The 18,059-nt window shown below is 63.6% G+C and carries 19 protein-coding genes; 7 read left to right on the top strand and 12 right to left on the bottom strand.

Features of this window, described 5'->3' with window-relative positions; genetic code table 11:
• Together RHIBR816_RS34430 and RHIBR816_RS0120225 are read right to left on the bottom strand one after the other, a co-directional pair.
• Positions 1-386, bottom strand: a 386-nt coding sequence (locus tag RHIBR816_RS34430) for a transposase zinc-binding domain-containing protein (protein ID WP_034815373.1), incomplete at its 3' end; no start/stop codon positions are given.
• 10 nt (positions 387-396) lie between these two features.
• Entirely contained in the window at positions 397-1,284 is an 888-nt protein-coding gene (locus RHIBR816_RS0120225; RefSeq protein ID WP_026186916.1) for a site-specific integrase, read from the bottom strand.
• Positions 1,285-1,535: 251 nt separating this feature from the next.
• On the opposite strand from RHIBR816_RS0120225, the gene RHIBR816_RS0120220 reads away from it, so the two are divergent.
• Positions 1,536-1,904 carry a hypothetical protein gene (locus RHIBR816_RS0120220; RefSeq protein WP_157628215.1) on the top strand — a complete coding sequence of 123 codons (369 nt, stop codon included), beginning with the start codon at positions 1,536-1,538 and terminating at the stop codon, positions 1,902-1,904.
• A gap of 168 nt (positions 1,905-2,072) precedes the next feature.
• Here the strand turns inward: RHIBR816_RS0120220 and RHIBR816_RS0120215 are convergent, their stop codons facing one another.
• Complete coding sequence (locus RHIBR816_RS0120215) at positions 2,073-2,864, bottom strand: NAD(P)-dependent oxidoreductase (protein WP_018238413.1); 792 nt, start codon at positions 2,862-2,864, stop codon at positions 2,073-2,075.
• A 10-nt stretch (positions 2,865-2,874) separates the two neighbouring features.
• Entirely contained in the window at positions 2,875-4,599 is a 1,725-nt protein-coding gene (gene araD, locus RHIBR816_RS0120210) for an L-arabinonate dehydratase (RefSeq protein WP_018238412.1), read from the bottom strand.
• 77 nt (positions 4,600-4,676) lie between these two features.
• Here araD and RHIBR816_RS0120205 point away from each other — a divergent pair, with 77 nt between their 5' ends.
• A complete protein-coding gene (locus RHIBR816_RS0120205) occupies positions 4,677-5,399 on the top strand; it encodes a FadR/GntR family transcriptional regulator (protein ID WP_018238411.1) in 723 nt (240 codons plus the stop codon).
• 313 nt (positions 5,400-5,712) lie between these two features.
• On the opposite strand, the gene RHIBR816_RS0120200 is transcribed toward RHIBR816_RS0120205, so the two are convergent.
• The gene (locus RHIBR816_RS0120200; RefSeq protein ID WP_018238410.1) at positions 5,713-6,660 is read right to left on the bottom strand and encodes a dihydrodipicolinate synthase family protein; all 948 of its coding nucleotides are present in this window, start codon (positions 6,658-6,660) and stop codon (positions 5,713-5,715) included.
• Between the two features lie 153 nt (positions 6,661-6,813).
• On the opposite strand from RHIBR816_RS0120200, the gene RHIBR816_RS0120195 reads away from it, so the two are divergent.
• Positions 6,814-7,701, top strand: coding sequence for an SMP-30/gluconolactonase/LRE family protein (locus tag RHIBR816_RS0120195; protein WP_018238409.1), 888 nt, complete (start codon positions 6,814-6,816; stop codon positions 7,699-7,701).
• Between the two features lie 11 nt (positions 7,702-7,712).
• Here RHIBR816_RS0120195 and RHIBR816_RS0120190 read toward each other — a convergent pair whose 3' ends face one another.
• Positions 7,713-8,780 (bottom strand): alpha/beta fold hydrolase, encoded by a 1,068-nt coding sequence (locus tag RHIBR816_RS0120190; RefSeq protein ID WP_018238408.1) that lies wholly within the window; start codon positions 8,778-8,780, stop codon positions 7,713-7,715.
• Between the two features lie 172 nt (positions 8,781-8,952).
• On the opposite strand from RHIBR816_RS0120190, the gene RHIBR816_RS0120185 reads away from it, so the two are divergent.
• Positions 8,953-9,945 (top strand): AraC family transcriptional regulator, encoded by a 993-nt coding sequence (locus RHIBR816_RS0120185; RefSeq protein WP_245262629.1) that lies wholly within the window; start codon positions 8,953-8,955, stop codon positions 9,943-9,945.
• A gap of 14 nt (positions 9,946-9,959) precedes the next feature.
• Here the strand turns inward: RHIBR816_RS0120185 and RHIBR816_RS0120180 are convergent, their stop codons facing one another.
• The 5 genes from RHIBR816_RS0120180 to RHIBR816_RS0120160 all read right to left on the bottom strand — a co-directional run bounded on the left by RHIBR816_RS0120180 (position 9,960) and on the right by RHIBR816_RS0120160 (position 14,920).
• Positions 9,960-10,817, bottom strand: coding sequence for a sigma-70 family RNA polymerase sigma factor (locus RHIBR816_RS0120180; protein ID WP_018238406.1), 858 nt, complete (start codon positions 10,815-10,817; stop codon positions 9,960-9,962).
• Positions 10,817-11,287: a carboxymuconolactone decarboxylase family protein gene (locus RHIBR816_RS0120175; RefSeq protein ID WP_018238405.1), complete on the bottom strand. Its 471-nt coding sequence runs from the start codon at positions 11,285-11,287 to the stop codon at positions 10,817-10,819. Before RHIBR816_RS0120175 ends, RHIBR816_RS0120180 begins: the two co-directional genes overlap by 1 nt.
• A 162-nt stretch (positions 11,288-11,449) precedes the next feature.
• Positions 11,450-11,920 (bottom strand): cupin domain-containing protein, encoded by a 471-nt coding sequence (locus RHIBR816_RS0120170; RefSeq protein WP_018238404.1) that lies wholly within the window; start codon positions 11,918-11,920, stop codon positions 11,450-11,452.
• 113 nt (positions 11,921-12,033) lie between these two features.
• Complete coding sequence (locus RHIBR816_RS0120165; RefSeq protein ID WP_018238403.1) at positions 12,034-12,861, bottom strand: alpha/beta hydrolase; 828 nt, start codon at positions 12,859-12,861, stop codon at positions 12,034-12,036.
• A 286-nt stretch (positions 12,862-13,147) separates the two neighbouring features.
• On the bottom strand, positions 13,148-14,920 hold the full coding sequence (locus tag RHIBR816_RS0120160) for an adenylate/guanylate cyclase domain-containing protein (protein WP_026187232.1): 1,773 nt from the start codon (positions 14,918-14,920) through the stop codon (positions 13,148-13,150).
• Between the two features lie 290 nt (positions 14,921-15,210).
• Between RHIBR816_RS0120160 and RHIBR816_RS0120155 the strand changes: the two genes are divergently transcribed.
• Together RHIBR816_RS0120155 and RHIBR816_RS0120150 are read left to right on the top strand one after the other, a co-directional pair.
• Positions 15,211-15,399, top strand: a complete 189-nt coding sequence (locus RHIBR816_RS0120155; RefSeq protein WP_018238401.1) for a DUF1059 domain-containing protein — start codon at positions 15,211-15,213, stop codon at positions 15,397-15,399.
• 41 nt (positions 15,400-15,440) lie between these two features.
• On the top strand, positions 15,441-16,052 hold the full coding sequence (locus tag RHIBR816_RS0120150) for a class I SAM-dependent methyltransferase (RefSeq protein ID WP_018238400.1): 612 nt from the start codon (positions 15,441-15,443) through the stop codon (positions 16,050-16,052).
• A 69-nt stretch (positions 16,053-16,121) separates the two neighbouring features.
• Here the strand turns inward: RHIBR816_RS0120150 and RHIBR816_RS0120145 are convergent, their stop codons facing one another.
• On the bottom strand, positions 16,122-17,318 hold the full coding sequence (locus tag RHIBR816_RS0120145) for an MFS transporter (protein WP_026187231.1): 1,197 nt from the start codon (positions 17,316-17,318) through the stop codon (positions 16,122-16,124).
• A gap of 76 nt (positions 17,319-17,394) precedes the next feature.
• On the opposite strand from RHIBR816_RS0120145, the gene RHIBR816_RS0120140 reads away from it, so the two are divergent.
• Positions 17,395-18,051, top strand: a complete 657-nt coding sequence (locus tag RHIBR816_RS0120140) for a metalloregulator ArsR/SmtB family transcription factor (RefSeq protein WP_018238398.1) — start codon at positions 17,395-17,397, stop codon at positions 18,049-18,051.
• Positions 18,052-18,059: the final 8 nt, after the last annotated feature.

Here is an 18,059-nt window from a genome sequence, read left to right as displayed (position 1 = left end):
AACGTCTCCGCCGATGCCCGAAACAGCAGGTCATAGACAGCCTTCTTGTTCCAGTAGGCGATTTGGGCGATCTCGGCCGGCAGGGTGAAAACCACGTGGAAATACTCGACCGGCAGCAGGTCTTCGGCGCGGGCGGCCATCCAGTCCCGCGCGGCAGGCCCCTGGCACTTGGGGCAGTGTCGGTTTTTGCAGGAATTATAGGCGATGTGGCTGTGGCCGCATTTGGCACAGGCCGCCACATGCCCGCCGAGCGCCTCGGTTCGGCAGGCTTCGATGGCCGCCATGACCTTGAGCTGGGTGAGGCTGACATGCCCGGCATTGGCCCGCCGCCACGCCGGGCCATAGGCACGGAAGATGTCGCCGATCTCCAGTCTCGGCCGGATCACCGCACCGGCGCTACTCCAGTCCGCGTCGGAGCGTTTGGTCCTGCAGCGTCTGCAGGGTCTCGAACGGGCTGACGGTGTCGCGGATCGTCTTGGTGGCGACATGGGTATAGCGGGCGGTGGTCACCAACCTGGCATGGCCGAGAAGGACCTGGATGACCCTGACATCGGTGTTCGCTTCCAAGAGGTGGGTGGCAAAGCTGTGCCGCAGGCTGTGCAGCGTCGCGGGCTTGCCGATACCGGCCATGGTTTTGGCGGCGGTAAAGGCGCGATTGAGCTGCCGCGGCGAGATCGGGTTGATCTTCGGTTTGCCCGGGAACAGCCACCCCTGTGGTCGCGCCTCGCGCCAATAGTCGCGCAACAGCTTGAGCAGCCCGGGCGACAGCATCACCTTGCGGTCCTTCTGCCCCTTGCCCTGTTCGACATGGATCAGCATCCGGTCGCTGTCGATGTCGCTGATCTTCAGGTTGCAGACCTCGGAGGCGCGCAGTCCGGCGCCATAGGAGATGCTGAGTGCCGCCCGATACTTCAGGCCCGGCCCTGGAGCCGCCATCAGCAGGTCGGAGACCTCCTCGATGCTCAAGACCACGGGCAACGTCTGCGGCTGCCGACGGAACTGCATATGCCGCTTCATCTCCTCGCGGCCGCAGGTGGTGGCGAAAAAGAACCGCAGCGCCACGATGCGGGCGTTGAAGGTCGGCGGGGNGATGCCCGCATTGGTCATGTGCAGTTGGTAGGCGCGCAGGTCATCGGCTGTGGCGGTGTCCGGTGATCGCTTCAGAAACCCGGCGAAATCCTTGATGGCTCGGATATGCGCCTGCTGAGCTTTGTCGCCCATCCCACGGATGCGCATGTCTTCGATCATCCGCTCGCGCAGCGGGGTCGTCCTCTCCTCCGTCATGGCAACCTCCTGTCTGAAGATTGAGAACACCTCAATCGTCAGCCAGGACCGCACACCTGCAAATGCACGCCGTTCAGATCATTCCTGCACCCTCACCACGGGCGCCAGTGCCGCGCGAGCGGCTTCGTCCTAGGGCCGAAGAGCGCCGTTCGGGGTGGTTCTGCCGACCGGCTTGGTAGCGACAACAGCAAACATTGCACTTCGGATGCAGCACGGTATGTTGACGCAAGTCAACTAGGTGGGCACCGCGCATGCCGTTCTCGGCAACGAAAACCATGGTAATGGTACTTGCACTTGGGATCACGACGGTTAACGCGAATGATCGTGACTGCCACTCGGCGGTAAGTCGCATCAGGCAAGGAATTGTGGATTTCGAAAAGCTGACGGACGAGGAATCGACACTCAATGCCATCAGTCTTGAACGTCAACTTCGTTTAAACGTGGGAGAAAGCTTCGAGCCTCGATGCATCGAGTTTTTGAATGTGCTGAGCGACACCATAAACATCGAGAAAACGAAGAAGGGAATTCTTCTTTACAATTGGAGAGAAGGTCATCTCCGGTATGGATTTTCAGTATCTTCGTTTGGCCGCATCGAAGGCCTTTATGTCATGCTCAAGTAAATTCCAGCTTTGATTTGTGGAGGAGCGGACTGTCCCGCCTTTGCGTCTTCCAGAAATTCGCTTTTGTCGAATGATTACATAGGACCGAACGGCGCCTTAGCGCGAGCAGGTCGGGATGGCTGCAACAAGGTCGACCGTATCTAGGCTTCGGTGCCAACCGTTCGGTTTTCACCGTTCGCCGAGTATCCCCATCGTCGCGAAACGGCCGCCCTGGTAATCGCTGCCGGCGGCGGGTTCTTCTTCGCGCCGCTCGATCGTCTCGCGATAGGGTTCGCTGGTATCCTGCGGCTGCCAGCCGAGGAAATCGGCATGGGCGTTCGACCACCAGGCGTCGCGGTTCGCCGAGACGCCGTAAAGCACGAGATGGCCGATTGCCGGCGCGGCGATGAGTTTTGTGATAAGCGAGATGAAGTCGCCGGGGCTGAGCCAGGTGGAGAGCATGCGGCGGTCCTTCGGTTCGTCGAAGCAACTGCCGATCCTCAGGCACGCCGTCTCCAGGCCGAACTTGTCGAAATAGAGCCGCGCGAGGTCTTCGCCGAAACATTTGCTGACGCCGTAGAGGCTGTCGGGCCGTCGCGCCGCTGTGTCGTCGAGCCGTTCTTCGACCGGATGGAAGCCGATCACATGGTTGGAGCTCGCGAAGAGGATGCGCCGGACGCCGGCCTTCCGAGCCGCTTCATAAAGATTGTAGGTGCCGAGGAAGTTTGCCTGCAGCAGAGCGTCGAAATTCGCCTCGACCGAGATCGCGCCGAGATGCAGGATCATGTCGCAATCGCGGACCAGTTCGTCGACCGCCGTCCGGTCGGCGAGGTCGCATCGCATCACTTCCTCGCCGGGTCCGGCGGGGGAGAGGTCGGCGACATCCGAGAGGCGCAGGATCTCCGCGGGTCCTTTCAGCCGCTCGCGCACATAGCGTCCGAGGCCGCCGCCGGCGCCCGTTACCAGAAGTCGCTTGATCATCGGAACTACCTCAATGGATCTCGGGTTCGGGAAGCTTGTGGGGCGATTGCAGGAAGGTGAAGTCGCAGCCCTCCGGCGCCTGCTGGATGTGCTCGGCATGCATCTTCAGGTAGCCGCGCGAATAGTCGCGCGCCGGCGGATGCCATTCCGCCAGCCGGCGCTCGATCTCGGCCGCGTCGACCTCCAGCGTGATCGTCCGGTTGGCGACGTCGAGCGCGATCATGTCGCCGTTGCGGACGGCCGCCAGCGGCCCGCCGACATAGGATTCCGGCGCCACGTGCAGGATGCAGGCGCCATAGCTGGTGCCGCTCATCCGCGCGTCGGAAATCCTGACCATATCGCGCACGCCCTGTTTCAGGAGCTTCTTCGGGATCGGCAGCATTCCCCATTCGGGCATGCCCGGTCCGCCGACCGGACCGGCATTGCGCAGAATCATCACCGTCTCGGCGGTGACGTCGAGGTCCTCGTCGTTCACCGCCCGCATCATCTGATCGTAGTCGTCGAAGACGAGGGCGGGGCCGCGGTGCTTGAGCAGCGCCGGATCGGCGGCGGCCGGCTTCATCACGCAGCCGTCGGGCGCGAGGTTGCCCTTGAGGATCGCCGTGCCGCCGCGGCCGGCGACCGGGTTGTCGAGCGGGCGGATGACGTCGGGCAGGTGGACCTCGGCATGCACGATCGCCGCGCCGATCGTGCCGACGACGTTGCGCTCGTCGAGGTGGAGCAGCGGTGCCAGCCGTTTCCAGAGCGCCGGAAGCCCGCCGGCGTAGTAAAAATCCTCCATCAGGAAGGCGCCGGTGGGGCGGATGTTGCAGAGCACCGGCACCCGCTCCGACATGCGGTCGAAATCCTCGAGTGTCAGCTGGACGCCTGAGCGCCGCGCCATGGCGATCAGGTGGATCATCGCATTGGTCGAGCCGGCCATGGCCATGTGCACCGCCAGCGCATTCTCGAAGGCCTTGGCCGTCAGGATGTCGGAGGGTTTCAGGTCCTCGAAGACCATGTCGACGATGCGGGCGCCGGAAAGCGCCGCCATGCGCGAATGGCCGGCGTCGGCGGCGGGAATGGCGGAAGCGCCGGGAAGACACAGGCCGAGCGTATCGGCGAGCGCCGTCATGGTGGAGGCGGTTCCCATCGTCATGCAGGTGCCGTAGGAGCGGGCGATGCCGCGCTCCATCTCGTTCCATTGCAGCTCGGTGATCTGGCCGGCCTCCTTCTCCGCCCAGTATTTCCAGACATCCGAGCCGGAGCCGAGCGCCTGGCCGCGATAATTGCCGCGCAGCATCGGCCCGGCCGGCACGAAGATCGTCGGCAGGTCGACCTGGATCGCCCCCATGATCGTCGCCGGCGGGGTCTTGTCGCAGCCGGCGAGCAGCACGACGCCGTCGACCGGATGCGAGCGGATCAGTTCCTCCACTTCCATCGCCAGGAAGTTGCGGTAGAGCATCGTCGTCGGCTTCACATAGGTCTCGGCGAGCGACATGGCGGGCAGCTCGACCGGGAAGCCGCCGGCCTGCCAGACGCCGCGCTTGACCTCCTCGGCGCGGGTGCGCAGATGCGCGTGGCACGGGTTGATGTCGCTCCAGGTGTTGATAATCGCGATGACAGGCTTGCCGGCAATTTCCTGCTGGTCGTAGCCCATCTGGAAGAGGCGGGAGCGATGGCCGAAGGAGCGCAGGTCCTTGGCGCCGAACCAGCGGAAACTCCTAAGATCTTCTGGGTGCTTGCGTTTGGTCATCCGCGACCTCCTTTGACTTCCCGATCGGCTCGGCTAAATTAGGCCTGTTCAGAAAATTGACAGGCGAGACCAGGCTCTTGAACGACGTATCCTTGAAACTGAAACCGGCGCGGCGCGAGCGCCTTGCCGACGTGCTTTACGGGCAGATCCTCGAGCAGATCACCAGCGGGCAACTCGGCGAAGGCGCGAAACTGCCGTCCGAGGCCCATATCTGCCGTGACTTCCAGGTTTCCCGGCCGGTGGTGCGCGAGGCGCTGATGCGGCTGCAGGCGGATGGGCTGGTGGTCTCGCGCCAGGGGATCGGAACCTTCGTCAAGTCGCGCCCGTCCACCAAGCTCACCGATTTCGCCGCCTCGGCCGAGATTGCCAGCTATCTGAGGGCCTTCGAGCCGCGGCTGGCGCTCGAGACCGAATGCGCCGGGCTGGCCGCGATGCGGCGAACCAAGGCCCAGTTGAACCAGATCGGCGAAGCGCTTCAAGCGCTCGAAAGCGCCTTCCAGCGCGGCGAGAACGGATGGGAGGAGGATTTCGCCTTCCACCTCGCCGTCGCGGCCGCCGCGGGAAACGAACTTTTCCCGCGCCTTCTCCAGGATTTGCGCGACATCATGAGCGGTTCGATGCGCATGGCGTTGAGCCTGACGCAACAGGGTTCCGACGACCGGCGGCGCCGGGTCCTCGAAGAGCATCGCAAGATCTTCATGGCGATCTCCAGCCAGAACGCCGACCTGGCGCGCCTGCACATGCGCTATCACCTGACCGAATCCCGCGCCCGCGTCACCGGATCCTACGGCGACCTCTAGCGGATGTCCTGCGGGGGCCGTCGCGGACGGTCTTACCCCCTCTGGCCTGCCGGCCATCTCCCCCACAAGGGGGGAGAATACATGTGGCTGGCGCCTCGCTTCGCCCGATATGTCGCTGAAAGCGGAATGCTTCGATGGAAGCGCAGAGCGTGCCACACCCATTCTCCCCCCTTGCGGGGGAGATGGCCGGCAGGCCGGAGGGGGTTTTTGGCCGAGCTTCAAGACGGCCTTGGCGATAAGCCGGGACCCAAGGCGCGTCGTATGGGTAGGTTCGAACCCGACGCTCTCTCGCCGCATCGCGTGTCCCACCATGTCAGGCGCTCGCGGCGAGCGGCGTAACCGCCCTTTCGCTCCGGGCTTTCAGCTCGCGTGCCGCCTTGGCTATCGCGTCCAGCCGTTCGGCGCCGTCGAGATTGGTGAGGAAGTCGCCGATCGGCCCGGTCTCGCAAATTCCGGCGAGCCGCACCGCCTCGTGCAGGACGCGGATCGGCGAATGTGCATCGCGCAGATCCTCGAGCGGCAGGAAGCTTTCGCGAATGGCCGCGGCGTCGGCGAAACGGCCTTCGCGGCCGGCCTTCAGGATCGCGGTCGAGAGATGTGGAGCGACGCAGACCGAGCCGGAGGTGAAGGCCGTCAGGCCCATCTGCATGTGGTCGATTGCAGGGCGTTCGCCGATGCCGCTGACGATGCGCTCGCCGGAACCGACGGCGTCGAGGATTTCGGCGAGATAGGGATCGTCTTTCGGATCGGCACGGACGACCGCATATTTCACCGCCGAGATCGCGCCGTCGCGGAACAGGCGGGCGACGTCGGCTGCCTCCATGAAGCCGTCATTCTTGATATAGGCGATCAGCGGCCGGCCGCCGATGTCGGCAAGCTTGGCGAAGCCGGAGGCCAGGCCCGCCGGCGTTGCCGGAAAGGCGAGCGGCAGCACCATGGCGGTCGGGAAGGCGCGCTCCCGCAGAATGGCGGCCTGATCGGCCGCCTTGCCGAAATCGGCGCCGATGGACGGGATCATCCAGCCGTCGGCGGGCGCGATCTCCTCGAGCATGTCGAGCAGCCGGCCGAAGTCCATGACGCCGAAATTGTAGAGATTGGCGTTGCCGCCATAGAGATAGGTCGTCACCCCGCCCGCGTGCAGCCAGTCCACCTGTCGGCGATTTTCCGCCTTGCTCGGCGCCCCCTTGGCGTCGCGCGCCAGCGGCGGGACCGAGAGGACGGAGCCGCTGAGGTCGGCCGCGGTAACGGATGTCGTTTTCATGGAAATCTCCTTGGCAAGTTTCTTGTATTTTTATTTTACAAGTTGAGCCGAGGCAAGAGGGATGTTATGGAAAAACGAAATCGTCAAACCGCGAAGATTCTGCGCATTGTCGCTGAACTGCGAGATACCGCCTGTCAGATCCTGGTGTAAAACATGTCTTTCGACTTGACATTTGAATGCCTGCTCGACCTGCGCTGCGAGGTGGCGGAGAGCCCCGTCTACGACGAGTGCCGCAACTGCCTGTTCTTCGTCGATATCGGCCGCGGCGCGGTGCACCGCGCCGACCTTTCCGGGGCCGATCACGACCAATGGACGCTGGATGGCGGCGCCTGCAGCCTCGGCCTTGCCCAGTCCGGCCGGCTCGTCCTGGCGCAACGCGACCGCGTCGTGCTGTTCGACCCGGAGAGCGGTGCGATCGACCGGGAGATCGCCGCGATCGAGCTGGAGAGGGCGGACACGCGCCTGAACGACGGCAAGGTGGGACCGGACGGCGCCTTCTGGGTGGGCAGCATGCATGAGGTCGCGGCCGACCGGCGGCCGATCGCCTCGCTCTACCGGGTTGCGCCGGAGGGCAGGGTGGCGCGCAAGATCGAGGGCGTGATCTGTTCGAACGGGCTTGCCTGGAGCGCGGACGGCTCGATCATGTTCCACTCCGATTCGCGCGGACCGTGGATCGACCGCTGGCAGTTCGATCCGGCGACCGGCGAACTCGCCGGCCGCAGGCGACTGGTGGACCTCGATGAAGCCACCGGCCGCCCGGATGGCGCGGCGGCCGACGTCGACGGCACCTACTGGAGCGCCGGCGTTTCCGCTGGCGTCATCAATCGCTTTGCCCCTGATGGGCTACTGATCGCCGCGCATCCGTTCCCCGTGCCCGCGCCGACCATGCCCTGCTTTGCCGGGCCGGATCGAAAAACGCTCGTCGTCACGTCCCTGCGCCCGGCCGGTGCCGCCGAGGAGAGCCGGGCCGGCGGCATCTTCGCCGCCCGCAGCCCGGTGGCAGGAGCCGCCGTCCATCGTTTCGATGATCGGCGGCTCTGAGGCGCATTGACTCACGAGCGATCCTTGAGCGTACGCTGCAGGGCCTGCCGCACGAGACCGATCAGTTCGGAATGGATATCGGCGCGGGATCGTCCGTTGCCGTCGTCACAAATGGGATCGACTTCTCCCGACGACTTCAGCAGCTCGGCCCCACCCTCCTTGCATTCGGGCAGGAAGTCGAAATGATCGGCGCCAGCGATAGTGGCGTAGGATCCCTGCGGCGTCAGCGCCGCCAACCCGGAGGCAATCACCGCTGCGGGAATCGTGGCGCCGCTGCCGAGATTGATGAAATGCATCGGGATGGCGATCTCCTTCAGGCTCTGCGCTTGATAGGCTTGCGCGAGACCCGGGTCGATCAGAACGGCGGATCTTATGCGCCGGTCGAGGTTCGACTGTTCGAAGCGCACCCGGTCGATCTTGCGCAGGTCGACCTTGTCGACCTCGACCGCTTCGTCGTCGACATAGCCTTTGCCGCCCGTATACCAGGCGCAATCCCACTTTTTGTAGGCGTCGCAATAGCGGGCATAGGCTTCGAGATCGGCCCGAGCACCGGCGATCTCCATGGCGGCCGCGCCTCCGAGCGAGAAGCCGACGACGCCCACGCGGTCCTTGTCGATGCCGCTGCTCAAGAGCGGATCGGTCGCGAGCCCGTCGATCACCGCGGACAAATCCTGCGTGCGCTCCCATAATTTCGGCGTGTCGGCCGGGGTGGAGTTGCCGCCGGTCGTGCCGGGATGATTGGGGCCGGCAACGACAAATCCGGCCTTGGTCAGTTCCGCGGCGAGCCAGCTCATGCCCTGGATGCGGCCGCCCGAGCCATGCGACATCACCACCAACGGATGGTGCCCGCTCAGAACCGGTGCGTTTGCGAGCGCCGGCGCGCCCTTGAAGACCTGGTTGTCACCCACCAGCACGGGGTCGCCGCCAGGCCCGGCGGGATACCAGACGGTGACTTGAAGGCTTCGGCCGCGTTCCGGCGCGGCGACGCTTATTTCGCGCACACCGACTTCGGCTGCGTGGCAAGGTGCCGCGAATACGACGGCGATGGCAAAGGCGGCACGGACAGGAGAAGGGATCATGGAAATCTCACGAGGTTGAAGGGACCGGCAAATGATGGCGGGTGCCCCTCGTCATCGCGTCCTCGATCATGATTCAGGTCGTCCCGAATCGCGATTTGGGTCAACATCCGGCCGCTGATCGCCACTCAAGGGACAAAGCTTGATCTTCCTACCGCTGCCATTCGTCGTCGCATTGCTGCTCCTCATCCTCCTCGCCGTGGTGCTTCGCAGGGACGAGCCGCACGCGGGCCTTCGGCCGTTCCTTGCCTTGATCTGCCTATGCGCCGTGCAGTCGATCCTCGTCGGCTTGCGGTGGGGTTACGATCTGGCGGCAGTGCGATACGTGATGCCGGTGTTGGCAAGCTGTCTGCCGCCCCTAGTGCTGGCAAGTTTCCGCAGCCTGATCCACCGGGACGAGGTGGTGGCCGGCAATGCCCGTTGGCTTCACGCCACGCCGCCGCTTGGCATCATGGCGCTGTTGCTGCTGTCGCCGGGTTTGATCGACGGCGCCCTGATCGTGCTGTTTATCGGATACGCACTGGCGCTGGTGAACCTCGGCCGGCGGGGCCCCGACGCCCTGGACGAAGCGCGTCTCGACGACGCTCACGCGGCGCACCGCGCTCTCCTGATTGCCGCCGCCGCGCTTTGCGTCTCGGCCCTGTTCGATCTCGCGATCTTTCTCGACTTCCAATGGAGCACGGGGGCCTACGCCGCGCTCATCGCGAGCAACGCAAATCTTCTGGGGCTGCTCTTTCTGGGCCTGGCCGCAAATGTCGCGGCCCGGGCGCGGCCGCTGCCGGCGGGCGCGCCAAATATCGACGAGGCTGCATCGCTGGCGGCGAAAGATCGGGACGTTCTGGATCGCATCGAGCATTTGCTCGTCGAGCAGCAATTGGCGCTGGACGATAACCTGACCCTGTCGCGGCTGGCGCGGCGCGCGGGTTTGCCGGCGCGGCAGATATCCGCAGCGGTCAACCGTTTGGCGCGCAAGAACGTCTCGCAATACATCAACGATTTCCGGATTGCCGAGGCCTGCCGGATGCTGCGGGACACCGACATGTCGGTGACCGCGGCGATGCTGGAATCGGGCTTTCAGACGAAATCGAACTTCAACCGGGAATTCCGGCGGGTCACCTCGCTCAGCCCGGCGTCCTGGCGCGAGCGAAACCGACCGTCGCCGGCCTGACCCGCGCCAAGGCTCTAATGCAGGTGCCTCAGCTTGTCGGGGTTGCGCACCACATAGATCGCCGCGACCTTTCCGTCCTGGATCTCGAGCGCCGTCGTCTGAAGTTCGCCGTCGGCTTCCAGCGTGACGAAACCGGGCAGGCCGTTGACGAAGCCGGCTCGAACAAGCTGCGAGCCGTTCTTCTGGAACAGGTCCGCCAGATATTCGTGCACCTTCATCACGGCATCGAAGCCGAGAATCGGCTTCAGTGCCGCCGAACGCTTGCCGCCGCCGTCGGAATGGATGCTGACATCGGCCGCCAGCATGGCACCGAGCGCCTTCATGTCGCCGCTGCGCGATGCGGTGAAGAAGGCCTTGGCGATTTCGAGGCCGCGCTCCTTCTCGATCCGGAAGCGCGGGCGTGCCTCGCGGACATGGGTGCGCGCCCGGGCGGCGAGCTGGCGGCAGGCGGCCGGATCGCGCTTGATGGTCACGGCGACCTCCTCAAATGCCAGCCCGAAGACGTCATGCAGCAGGAAGGCGGCGCGCTCGAGCGGCGAGAGCCGTTCCAGCGCGAGCATCAGCGGCAGGGTGACGTCTTCCTCTTCCTCCTCCTCGACGACGGGATCGGGAAGCCAGGGGCCGACATAGGTCTCGCGCTGGCGCCGGGCCGATTTCAGCTGGTCGAGGCAGAGCCGCGTCACCGTCCGGCGCAGGAAGGCCTCGGGCACTTTCACTGCGGCGCGGTCGGCCCCCATCCAGCGGATGAAGGCCTCCTGCATGATATCCTCGGCGTCGGCAATGGAACCGAGCATGCGATAGGCGACGCGCATGAGCTTTGGACGCAGCGGATCGAAAATCGCCGCTGCTTCCTCGTGCCCGGCGCCCGCCATCAGGCGACCGCCTTGGCAGCGGCGGCGGCCGCCGCCGGATCCACCCACAGGCCGAAGCCAACGGCGAGGCGGTTCCAGCCGTTGATGACATTGATCATCAGCGTCAGCTTCACCTGCTCCTCCTCCGTGAAATGGGCGTTCAGGTCCTGATGGACACCTTCGTGCGTATGCCCTTCCGACAGCCGGGTCAGGGCCTCCGTCCAGCCGAGAGCGGCGCGTTCGCGATCGGTATAGCACGGTGCCTCGCGCCAGGCCGACAGCAGGTAGATGCGCTGCTCCGTCTCGCCCTTCGCCCGTGCCTCCACCGTATGCATGTTGATGCAGTTGGCGCAGGCATTGATCTGCGACGCGCGGATCTTGACGAGCTCGATGAGGCTCGGCTCGAGGCTCGAAGCGACGGCGATCGATGTGCTCATCCAGTTCTTCATGAGGGAAGGGGCTGCGGCGAAGGGATCAAGTTTGGCGGTCATGGTGGGTTCCTCTGGTTGGTTACGACACCATGACGAGGCAGGATCCTGCCGATGTGACATCCCTGCCAGAATTTTTTGATGCATGCTTCCTCTTCGCGACGCGGATACGGGGTGCCCGCCGCGCCCGGCGGCGGGCAGGGTGGCCTTCAAGCCGGAGGCCGGCTATTGCGACTTTGAAGGATCGTCCGCCGGATTGACATATTTGAGGCCCCACGGGCCATTGGTGGTGATCTGCACGACAGTCTCTTCGTCGAAGTAGGCGTAATGTGCCATCTCCGGCGGCAATGCGAAGAAGCTGCCTGCCGGGAGCGCCTTGGCAGCGCCCCGATCGGCCTTTTCGCCCATCCCCAGATTGATAGTCCCCGATATGACCGTGACCACCTCATCCGCAGGATGCGTGTGCGGTGCGACCACATACCCCGACGGCGCCTTGAGCCGAAGCGCAAACAGACCTTCCTTGCTGGGATCGCCGAACAGGACCGCCACTTCTGCTCCGGCAGGAAGCATTTTCGGGGCCGGGGCCCACTTGACATCATTGGGAACGATCAGCGTGTGCGCATCCCCTGCCAAGGCAACGGAAGCGATCCCGCAAAACCCGATCCAGCCGACTGCACAGATTGATGCAATTCTCATGATGAACCTCCCTCGATTGCCGGGGCCTCACCTCGGCGGCGTGCCGGGGAGCAGGCTCGCGAAAACGTTGAGAATACGTCTGCAGGCCGCATCTGAGCAAGCGCTCCCGGGTCCTATCCTCTGTTGCCGGACGACGCGTCTCTTTTCAGCGACTCCACAAAATGGATCACGTCGCCAACCGTGCCTTCATTCCAGATATCATTATGACCCGAGCCATCGTCGACCAGCATCTGCTTGGGTCCGGGAGCGATGCGGTATAACGCCTCGCCCGACGATAAGGGAATGCTGTCGTCGAGCCGGCCGTGGATGAACAGCTTTGGCTGTCTCACCTTCGCTATCTTGAGATCCGAGCGGAAGGAATCCTTGATTAGAAGGGCAACCGGGTAGAACGGATAACGCGTCTGCGCGACCGACAGAACCGACAGATATGCGGACACCAGGATCATGCCGGCGGCCGGCCGCTGCCCGGCCGTGTTCACGGCGATGCCGGTGCCCAGCGACCGGCCCAAAACGACAATTCCGCCTTTGGAGCGTTGTGAAAGCCAGTCGTAGGCCGCAAGGCCATCCTCCAGCAGCCCGTCTTCGCTTGGCGAGCCGGTCGATCCCGGATAGCCGCGATAGGAGATCGCCAACAATCCAATGCCGCGCACGGCCAACGCCTGTGCGAGAAAACCGTAACTGTCGGCGCGATCACCGTTTCCGAAGAAGAGCAGCACGCACGGCTTGTCGGATTCGCCCCGACTGTAGAGTGCATGAAGCGTCTCCCCGTCGGGCGTGTCGATGTAGACGTTCTCGCCCCATGCTGACGGCTCTGGAGCTGGGGTCGCGCTGGTGCCGGGATAAAGGAGGGTGCGCTGTGAAACGTAAATCAGGCCAACCAGCGACATGTAGCCGAAGGCAGCCGTCAGCGGCAAGGTCAGCAGGAGTCTCGTGGCGCTCATGGCAGCACGTCCCTTCGCAGCGAAAAGCTATTCTGTGGCACCCCTGAAGAAAAAGTCGAGGATTCGATTGCCTAACCGCTCTCAGCCTTAAAGCGCCGTGCGTCTTATCAGACGCACTAAGGACGCTGTAGCACTTTGAATTGCTGCATGTTTTTGTCCTCAAATCGGCTACGATTTAAGGAAACATGCAGTAGTCCGTAGCGTGCACTACCTGCTTCCGGCAGGGTTTCGCCGTCAGTCGCAAATTTCTTGCGGGTGAGAACTCGGTCCGTTCGGGTGAGAGGCTTTATTGCGCCGCGATGTCGTTCCTTGCCGAGAAGCCATCGTCCGCGCCCGCTTTGACAAGCCCTTCGCGGATGTGCTGCCTGTCGGATTCCTGGGCGTAGTGCAACGTGGAAAGGAAGGATTCAAGGCCGAAGTCGGGGGTGAGCGCCCTGACCTTCGTCATATGCGCTGAAGCCGCAATATCGTCGCCGAGCCAACCGTAACAGGCGGCGACGAAGGCGTGCTGGACATAATCCATCGTCGAAAGGTGCATGAACGACTCGATCGCCTCGCCATACTGACGCGCCGCGAAACGCGCCTTTCCGAGATGGCTCCAGAACCGTTCCGGATGATGGGGATTGAGCTGCATTGCCTTGCGGATCCACTCGGCCCCTTCTTCCGGCCGGCCGAGCCACGTCAAGAGCTCGCCCTGCTGGACGACCACCAGGTCGTAGTTGGGATTGAGCGAAAGGGCACGCTCCTGATGATAGCGGGCCGTCGTCAGTTCGTTGTTGTTCACGTTCACGGCGGCGAGGATGCGGTGCACATCGGCGTCATTGTCGTCAAGCGCGAGTGCCCGTTCAAGTTCTGCGACGATTTCGGCCCAGGTCGCGTCCTTGTCCTCGCACCAGCCGTGCACCCAGGCTTGCCCGAGAATGCAGGCCCGCCAGGCATGGGCATGTGCGTAGCCGGGGTCGAGCTCGAGGGCCCTGTCTATCAGGGCCCGGGCCTGCTCATTGTCGGCGACCGTGCCGCGGTGATGCAGCACCTTGGCTGTGAGCACGCATTCGTAGGCGGCCATGTTCGCCGGTTTCGTGCGGGCCAGCTGGTCGCGCTGGGCCGCCTCGAGGCGCCCCGGCAAAGTGGCTGCTATCGCCGCCGTCACCTCGTCCTGGATGGCGAAAATATCGTCCAGTTTTCGGTCGTATTTGTCGGCCCAGACATGGGTATCGTTGATCGCGTCGATGAGCTGGACCGTCACTCGCACCCTGTCGCCGATCTTGCGGACGCTGCCTTCCACCAGATATCGAGCCCCAAGCTTCTCTGCCACATCACGCACGTTCATGGGCTGATTCTTGTAGACGAAGCTGGAATTGCGGGAGATGACGAAGAGCTCGTGGCGGCGCGACAGCTCCGTGATGATGTCCTCGGTCAAGCCGTCGGCAAAGAACTCCTGCTCGGGATCCCCGCTCATGTTGTCGAACGGCAGCACCACGATCGAGGGCTTGGAAACGGCGCGCTTCTCGTCCTTCTCTTCCGAAAGGGAGGGCAGGGCGGAGCCTTCGAGCCCGATCCGAAAAAGCTGCACGGGGCGGCTGATGTTCTTCAGCTTCTTCTCGCCAAGGTCCTCGATCGGGACTTCGAGGCGATCGGCAATCTGCGTGGCCACCGCGGCGGTGACGCAGATGCCGCCCACATCTGCCAGTTGTTCGATCCGGGCGGCGATATTGACGCCGTCACCGAAGATGTCGTCATCGTCGAAGATGATATCGCCGAGATTGATGCCGATCCTGAATTCGATCCGCCGATCCTGGGGCACGTCCGAATTGCGCCGCTTCATGCGCTGCTGGATTTCCACGGCGCATCGCACGGCGTCGGTGACGCTCTGGAATTCCACCAGCATGCCGTCGCCCGTCGTCTTGATGATCCGGCCTTCGTTCTTCGCTATGGCGGGATCGATCAATTCTATACGGTGCGTCCTGAGGCGGGCGATGGTGCCTGCTTCGTCGGCTTCCATCAGCCGACTGTAGCCGACCATATCGGCCGCCAGGATTGCGGCTAGTCTCTGCTTCATCAAGATGCCACCGGACTGACAGATCAGCGGTCGGGGCGATTCTAACGCAGCCCGGCGCAATCGCCTATCTTAAATTAGCGGATTCTTTTGAACAGGGCTGATTGTGATATGTGCCGACTCCATCGCCGGTCGTCCAAACCGACGTGACGGCTGGCGGATGAAATAGAGCGAAGGGGTTGGCGCCGCGCTCCACCTTCTGCCGACGTGCTCGTCGCGATCCGCGTGCGTTCGCACTGTTTGTTGTCAACACAGCGCGTGGTACCGTGATGGTGGCGTAGGAGGGTGAAGCTATGGCCTACTCATATCGCTGCATGGATTATCCCGGAATGGAAGCCTGTCCGGCCTCGTTTACGGCCGAAACCGAAGCGGAGCTCTGGAAACACATCGAACTCCACGGCGTGGCTGCTCATCAGGAGGAGCCTGACAAGTGGTCATCGGAAGATCGGCAGCAGATCAAAAACCTAATTCGCGAGACGTAGTCCGCCAGACGCGCCGTTGCGTCCCTTTGGAAGGGTCGTCCATGGGAATATACAGCGATGTCATCCTGCCGAAGCTGTGCGATCTTTCCATGCGCAACGAGCGCCTGCATCCCTATCGCGAGCGTGTGATCGGCGCGGCGGAGGGTCGGGTCCTGGAGATCGGTAGCGGCTCGGGCCTGAATTTGCCGTTTTACCGTCCGGTCGTTCGGGAGGTTCTGGCGCTGGAGCCCGACCCAGCCCTGCTCACCATGGCCCGTCGCGTCCCGTATTCCGGACCGACGGTCAATTTCATCGAAGCGTCTGCGGAAGCTATTCCGCTTGACGACAAGAGCGTCGACACAGTTGTGACGACCTGGACGTTGTGCACGATCCCCGGAGCCGCGACGGCGCTGGCGGAAATGCGCCGGGTGCTGCGGCCCCAGGGCAAGCTACTGTTCGTCGAGCATGGGCTCTCGCCCGACCGGGGCGTGCGCTGGTGGCAGGACAGCCTCACGCCAGTCTGGCGGCGGATCAGCGGCGGCTGTCACCTCAACCGACCGATCAGGTCCATGATAGAGGGCGGAGGTTTTCGGATCGACCGGATCGAGACGGGCTACATGCGGGGGCCGAAGCCGATGACGTTCATGTACGAAGGCAGCGCAAGACCGATCTAACGCCCGTTTGACCGCGCCTACCGCCGCCTAAGTCGGGCAAGACAGTTTCAGGTGGGGACGGTCGTGGCGTCACGCTGAGGTGGCAAGCTCCAACAGTCGCCGCTGACGGTAGGCCAGCGAGGCAAGTACCAAGGCGGCAACTGCGAGCCACGGCAGCAGCGCCAGATTGAGCATCTGCCAGCCAAGTCTCTGGAGCAATGCGCCTGCCCCGAACGAACAAGCCAGTCCGACCGCGAAGATTGTCATGTCGTTGATCGCCTGGGCGCGCCCCTTCTCGGCGGGCGTATAGGTCGTCGTCAGCAGCGTCGTGCCGCCGATGTAGAGGAAGTTCCATCCGACCCCGAGGAGAACGAGCGCGGCGGCGAAAGACCCGAACCCTGTCCCGGTAAGAGTCATCAGCACATGGCCCGTCAGGATCACGACGCCGAGGAACATGATCGGAAGAACGCCGAAGCGAGCGATCAGCGAACCCGTGAAGAAGGACGGCAGGAACATGCCGAGCACATGAAGCTGGATGACCGTCGCAGCGGTCGAAAGATCGTGATGGTGGTGAACCATGGCGATCGGCGTTGCCGTCATCGCCAGGATCATGACACCGTAGCCCGTTGCCGCGCCGAACAGGGCCACGAGGTAGGCGGGCTGCGCCACGATCGCTTTCCAATGGCGCCCTTCGGCGAGGGAAGTCGCGGCAGTGGCAGCTGGAATCCTGAGGCCGAACAGGATGCCACCGGCGAGCAGTGATACGAGCGAGAGCAGCAGGAACGATCCGAGAAATTCCGGCTGCAGCAGCGGGCCACCAAAGCGCCCGATCATCGGCCCTGCGAACGCCGCGACGATACCGCCCCCGAGCACGAGAGAAATCGCGCGCGGCCGGAACCCTTCGTCCGCTACCTCGCTGGCGGCAAAGCGGTAGAATTGCGCGAAGGCCTGATAGGCTCCGACGAGCATCGTCCCGAGGGACAGCAACAGAAGATCAGCAATCCAGACGCCGAACGCGGCGGTCATTCCCCCGACGACGCCGAGCAGCGCCCCGAGGATGAAGCCGGGACGTCGTCCGACTTTTGCCATCCACATCGAGGCTGGGAACGTCGCAACGGCTGTCCCCAGAAACATGGCGGCGATCGGCATGGTGGCGAGCGCGGGCGACGGCGCGATCTTGCTTCCCGCCAGGCCGCCGACGGTCATCACCATGACGGATACCGTCTGGAACAGCGCCTGGGCGCTGGCGAGCAAAAACACCTGACGATGCAATCCACGACTGGACATCGCACGAACCTCGACTTTACAGAACCAATCATTCAAGATATAAATTGAATGATTAACTATTTTGGATTGCTCTGCGATGTCAAGCCTAAAGGTTCAGATTTACGAGCAGCTAGCCGAACTGGCGAAGATGCTGGGGAGCGCCCATCGTCTCGAACTGATAGAGTATGTGTCGCAGGGCGAGCGGTCGGTGGAACGGTTGGCGGAGCTGACGGGGCTGACGGTCGCCAACACCTCCCAGCATCTGCAACTGCTGCGCCGCGGCGGCTATGTGCGCGCCCGCCGCGACGGCAAGCGCGTCCTGTATCGTCTCGGCGAGGGACCGATCCTCGAGCTCCTCGCTGCGCTGCACTGTTATGCGGAGCGCAACAGCGCCGAGATCCGCGAGATCGTCGGCGACTATTTCGGCAAGCTCGATCACCTGGAACCCGTGACCCGCGAAGAACTGCTCGGTCGCCTGGACGATGGAGATGTGACGATCCTTGATGTCCGTCCCGAGGACGAGTTCAGCCTTGGGCACGTCCCCGGAGCCTTGAACGTTCCACTCGGCGAACTCGAACAGCACCTGTCGGAGCTGCCGAGGAATCACGAGATCGTCGCCTACTGCCGGGGGCCGTACTGCATTCTCTCCTTCGAGGCCGTCGCAGCCCTTCGCGCGAGAGGATATCGCGTTCGTCGGCTGCAGGATGGCTTCCCGGAATGGAAGGCGGCGGGATACGCGATCGAGGCCTCCTGATGACGCAC

This window comes from Ensifer sp. BR816, assembly GCF_000378985.1.
GTDB lineage: Bacteria > Pseudomonadota > Alphaproteobacteria > Rhizobiales > Rhizobiaceae > Sinorhizobium.
Note: the sequence above shows the minus strand (reverse complement) of the source record. Positions and strands in the feature narration are given on the sequence as shown.

Coding starts and splice junctions, on each gene's coding strand:
- RHIBR816_RS0120145 (WP_026187231.1), bottom strand. CDS start 17,318: ATGTCCAGTCGTGGATTGCATCGTCAGGTGTTTTTGCTCGCCAGCGCC.
- RHIBR816_RS0120220 (WP_157628215.1), top strand. CDS start 1,536: ATGCCGTTCTCGGCAACGAAAACCATGGTAATGGTACTTGCACTTGGG.
- RHIBR816_RS0120150 (WP_018238400.1), top strand. CDS start 15,441: ATGGGAATATACAGCGATGTCATCCTGCCGAAGCTGTGCGATCTTTCC.
- RHIBR816_RS0120215 (WP_018238413.1), bottom strand. CDS start 2,864: ATGATCAAGCGACTTCTGGTAACGGGCGCCGGCGGCGGCCTCGGACGC.
- RHIBR816_RS0120195 (WP_018238409.1), top strand. CDS start 6,814: ATGTCTTTCGACTTGACATTTGAATGCCTGCTCGACCTGCGCTGCGAG.
- RHIBR816_RS0120160 (WP_026187232.1), bottom strand. CDS start 14,920: ATGAAGCAGAGACTAGCCGCAATCCTGGCGGCCGATATGGTCGGCTAC.
- araD (WP_018238412.1), bottom strand. CDS start 4,599: ATGACCAAACGCAAGCACCCAGAAGATCTTAGGAGTTTCCGCTGGTTC.
- RHIBR816_RS0120140 (WP_018238398.1), top strand. CDS start 17,395: ATGTCAAGCCTAAAGGTTCAGATTTACGAGCAGCTAGCCGAACTGGCG.
- RHIBR816_RS0120200 (WP_018238410.1), bottom strand. CDS start 6,660: ATGAAAACGACATCCGTTACCGCGGCCGACCTCAGCGGCTCCGTCCTC.
- RHIBR816_RS0120165 (WP_018238403.1), bottom strand. CDS start 12,861: ATGAGCGCCACGAGACTCCTGCTGACCTTGCCGCTGACGGCTGCCTTC.
- RHIBR816_RS0120170 (WP_018238404.1), bottom strand. CDS start 11,920: ATGAGAATTGCATCAATCTGTGCAGTCGGCTGGATCGGGTTTTGCGGG.
- RHIBR816_RS0120175 (WP_018238405.1), bottom strand. CDS start 11,287: ATGACCGCCAAACTTGATCCCTTCGCCGCAGCCCCTTCCCTCATGAAG.
- RHIBR816_RS0120190 (WP_018238408.1), bottom strand. CDS start 8,780: ATGATCCCTTCTCCTGTCCGTGCCGCCTTTGCCATCGCCGTCGTATTC.
- RHIBR816_RS0120155 (WP_018238401.1), top strand. CDS start 15,211: ATGGCCTACTCATATCGCTGCATGGATTATCCCGGAATGGAAGCCTGT.
- RHIBR816_RS0120180 (WP_018238406.1), bottom strand. CDS start 10,817: ATGGCGGGCGCCGGGCACGAGGAAGCAGCGGCGATTTTCGATCCGCTG.